2 protein-coding genes and 2 pseudogenes are annotated in these 3,222 nt (G+C 60.7%); 2 read left to right on the forward strand and 2 right to left on the reverse strand.

What is annotated here, in order from left to right:
- Both EN749_RS33020 and EN749_RS33025 read right to left on the reverse strand, forming a co-directional pair.
- Window positions 1-164: pseudogene (locus tag EN749_RS33020) on the reverse strand (aminotransferase); the annotation flags it as partial.
- A 45-nt stretch (window positions 165-209) separates the two neighbouring features.
- Window positions 210-602, reverse strand: a complete 393-nt coding sequence (locus EN749_RS33025) for a hypothetical protein (protein WP_127269945.1) — start codon at window positions 600-602, stop codon at window positions 210-212.
- 97 nt (window positions 603-699) lie between these two features.
- On the opposite strand from EN749_RS33025, the gene phaC reads away from it, so the two are divergent.
- Both phaC and EN749_RS33035 read left to right on the forward strand, forming a co-directional pair.
- Window positions 700-2,535 carry a class I poly(R)-hydroxyalkanoic acid synthase gene (gene phaC / locus EN749_RS33030; RefSeq protein ID WP_128364739.1) on the forward strand — a complete coding sequence of 612 codons (1,836 nt, stop codon included), beginning with the start codon at window positions 700-702 and terminating at the stop codon, window positions 2,533-2,535.
- Window positions 2,536-2,751: 216 nt separating this feature from the next.
- Window positions 2,752-3,222, forward strand: a pseudogene (locus tag EN749_RS33035) (peptidase M15A); the annotation flags it as partial.

The following is a 3,222-nucleotide window of genomic DNA, read 5'->3' on the forward strand; positions in this document are numbered from 1 at the left end:
ACCTCGCACAATTTGTCGACGATAGCCTTGGGCGTCGGCAGGTCCGGATTGCCCATGCCGAGGTCGATGATGTCGGCGCCACGCGATCGGGCGCTGGCCTTGAGCCGGTTGACCTGCTCGAACACGTAAGGCGGAAGCCGGCGAACCTTGTGAAATTCTTCCATGGCAGTTCCAGACAGCGAAGGGGGTGTTGGGCGCGCGCTATATACTTATTTGCAGGTAGGGTCGAGGGCGGGGTCGCATTTGGCTTCGATCTGCTTCAGCGTTTCGTCGCCATGCTTCTTGGCCAGATCCGTCAGCGCCGCCTGGTTGGCGACCTTCGGGCCGCCGCCCTTTGCCGCCTGCGCATTCTCATCCGCCTTCAATTGCGCGAGCTTGGCGTTCTTCTCGGCTTCGGTGAACTGAGGCGCCGCCACTTGCGGCTTGATGTTCAGGTTCGGAAAGGTGCCGGTATCCTTCGGCCCCGTACCCGCAGCGACAGGCGTCGGGCCATTCGTGTTGGTGCTCGAGCACCCGGCAATCCCGATGAGGACGATCGCCGCGCCGATGCGGCAAAAATGTCCAGCACCGAAAAAAACAGTTTCGCCAATATTAATCGTCATATTGTTTCCTTGGCAGCCGAGGTAGAGCGAGATTGGCCCGGTCGGATGTCCCATGTTAATATGTCAAGAAAAGGCCTCGGGAGGAACCCCGCCAACCATGTCCAAAACACCCGATTCGGTCAAAGCGGAAGATGACGAGCCTTCGACCGTCGAGCAATATCTGGTGAAGGACCCGGAACGCTTCGCCCTGAACATGGCGCGCATGATCGAGCAGGCCGGCAAGGCCGCTTCCGCCTGGGCCGAGCCGCGCGAAAAAGGCGACGTGCGCGACCATGTCGCTGAGCCCGTTGTCGATATGGTGAAGACCTTTTCCAAGCTCAGCGAATACTGGCTTGCCGATCCGCAGCGCGCGCTGGAAGCGCAGACGCGGCTGTTCTCCGGCTATATGACGGTCTGGGCCAACGCCATTCAGCGCACCAGCAACGCCGCGCAAGACACCGAAGACGCGGTCAAGCCGGAGCGCGGCGACAAGCGGTTCCTCGACCCGGAATGGGGCCGCAACGCCTTCTTCGATTTCCTCAAGCAGGCCTATCTCGTCACCTCGCGCTGGGCGGCCGATCTGGTCGAGCACGCCGAAGGCCTTGACGAGCACACCCGCCACAAGGCCGGCTTTTACGTCAAGCAGGTGTCCAACGCCATCTCGCCGTCGAATTTCATCCTGACCAATCCGGAACTGTTCCGTGAAACCGTCGCGTCGAACGGCGAAAACCTGGTGCGCGGCATGAAGATGCTGGCCGAGGACATCGCCGCCGGCAAGGGCGACCTGAAGCTGCGGCAGGCCGACTACTCGCCCTTCGAGATCGGCAGGAACATCGCCACCACTCCTGGCAAGGTGGTCGGCCGCAGCGACGTCGCCGAAATCATCCAGTACGACCCGGCGACCGAGACGGTGCTCAAGCGGCCCTTGCTGATCTGCCCGCCATGGATCAACAAATTCTACATCCTCGATTTGAACCCGCAGAAATCCTTCATTCGCTGGGCGGTTGAACAGGGCCACACCGTGTTCGTCATCTCCTGGATCAATCCGGACGAGCGCCACGGCACCAAGAGTTGGGAAGCCTATATCCGCGAGGGTCTGCAATACGGCCTCGACACCGTCGAGAAAGCCACCGGCGAACGCGACGTCAACGCGATCGGCTATTGCGTTGGCGGCACGCTTCTGGCGGCGGCACTGGCGCTGATGGCGCAAGAGGGCGACGACCGCATAAAATCGGCTACCTTCTTCACCACGCAGGTCGACTTCACCTATGCAGGCGACCTGAAAGTGTTCGTCGACGAAGAACAGGTCGCCGCTGTGGAAAAGTCGATGAGCGAAAAGGGCTATCTCGACGGCACCAAGATGGCGACCGCCTTCAACATGCTGCGCTCAGGCGACCTGATCTGGCCCTATGTCGTCAACAACTACATGCGCGGCAAGGATCCCCTGCCCTTCGACCTGCTCTACTGGAATGCAGATTCCACCCGCATGGCGGCGGCCAATCACTCTTTCTACCTGCGCAACTGCTATCTCGAGAACAACCTTTCGCAAGGCACGATGGAACTGGCGGGCCACACGGTCTCGCTTGGGGACATCACCATCCCGGTCTACAACCTCGCCTCCAAGGAAGATCACATCGCGCCGGCGCTTTCGGTGTTCCTCGGTTCGAAATATTTCGGCGGCACGGTCGAGTATGTGATGGCCGGGTCGGGCCATATCGCAGGGGTCGTCAATCCGCCGGCATCCAACAAATACCAGTACTGGACCGGGGGTACGCCGACGGGCGACTTCAGCCAGTGGATAGCCAATGCCACCGACCATCCAGGATCCTGGTGGCCGCACTGGCAAGACTGGATAGAGGCCAAGGACAACACCCGCGTGCCTGCCCGCAAACCGGGCAAGCATATGAAAACCTTGGGTGATGCTCCCGGCACCTATGTGAAAGTACGTGTGTAACGGACTGTAATGTGTGGTGAGTTGACGGACCGCCAAAAGCGGGCGAAATGGTGTCGTCAACCATCAAGCGGCCGTAATTCGGCAATCACCGCAAAAATACTTCCAGGCTTGCGGATTTGACACAGGTCTCGTTTCCGGATCGGAGACAAAGGTCACCCTGGCATCGACGCATGCGTGTGGCGCCAAGGATATACCGACCGGACATCGAGGGGGAATTTGACTTTGAAATCAGCAGGATGGAGCCTCGCAAAGGGAGAACGCCGCGCCATTGTGGCAGCGCTCTGCTCCTTGCTTCTGGCCTCCTGCACTTCGGCTGGCGACCCGACAATGTCGGTCGGAATGCCCGGTTACAATGCCACCGCATCGGATATGAATGCCGCCTCAAGTGGCAAGTCGGCCGCTGTCGCCGATTCGTCCGAGATCACGACCGAGCAGTCGACCGTGATGACGAGCGATACGGCGCTGCCTGAAAAAGTCGCCTACGTGCCTATGTCCAAACCGGGAGCTGCCTTTCCGCTGACCACGCCGGCGGGCGCCGAAACCATCGTTGGAAACACGCCGCAATCGCTGACGCAGCAGGCACAGACCGCGCAGCAAACCGACGCGGTCGCCCAGCAGATTGCCGCGGTCGACGGCGACGTGGCGGCGCCGAAGCCCGCTGCCGCTCCGGCCATGAACAACCCGGTC

The sequence above is a fragment of the Mesorhizobium sp. M7A.F.Ca.ET.027.02.1.1 genome, from assembly GCF_004022985.1.
GTDB lineage: Bacteria > Pseudomonadota > Alphaproteobacteria > Rhizobiales > Rhizobiaceae > Mesorhizobium.

Coding starts and splice junctions, on each gene's coding strand:
- phaC (WP_128364739.1), top strand. CDS start 700: ATGTCCAAAACACCCGATTCGGTCAAAGCGGAAGATGACGAGCCTTCG.
- EN749_RS33025 (WP_127269945.1), bottom strand. CDS start 602: ATGACGATTAATATTGGCGAAACTGTTTTTTTCGGTGCTGGACATTTT.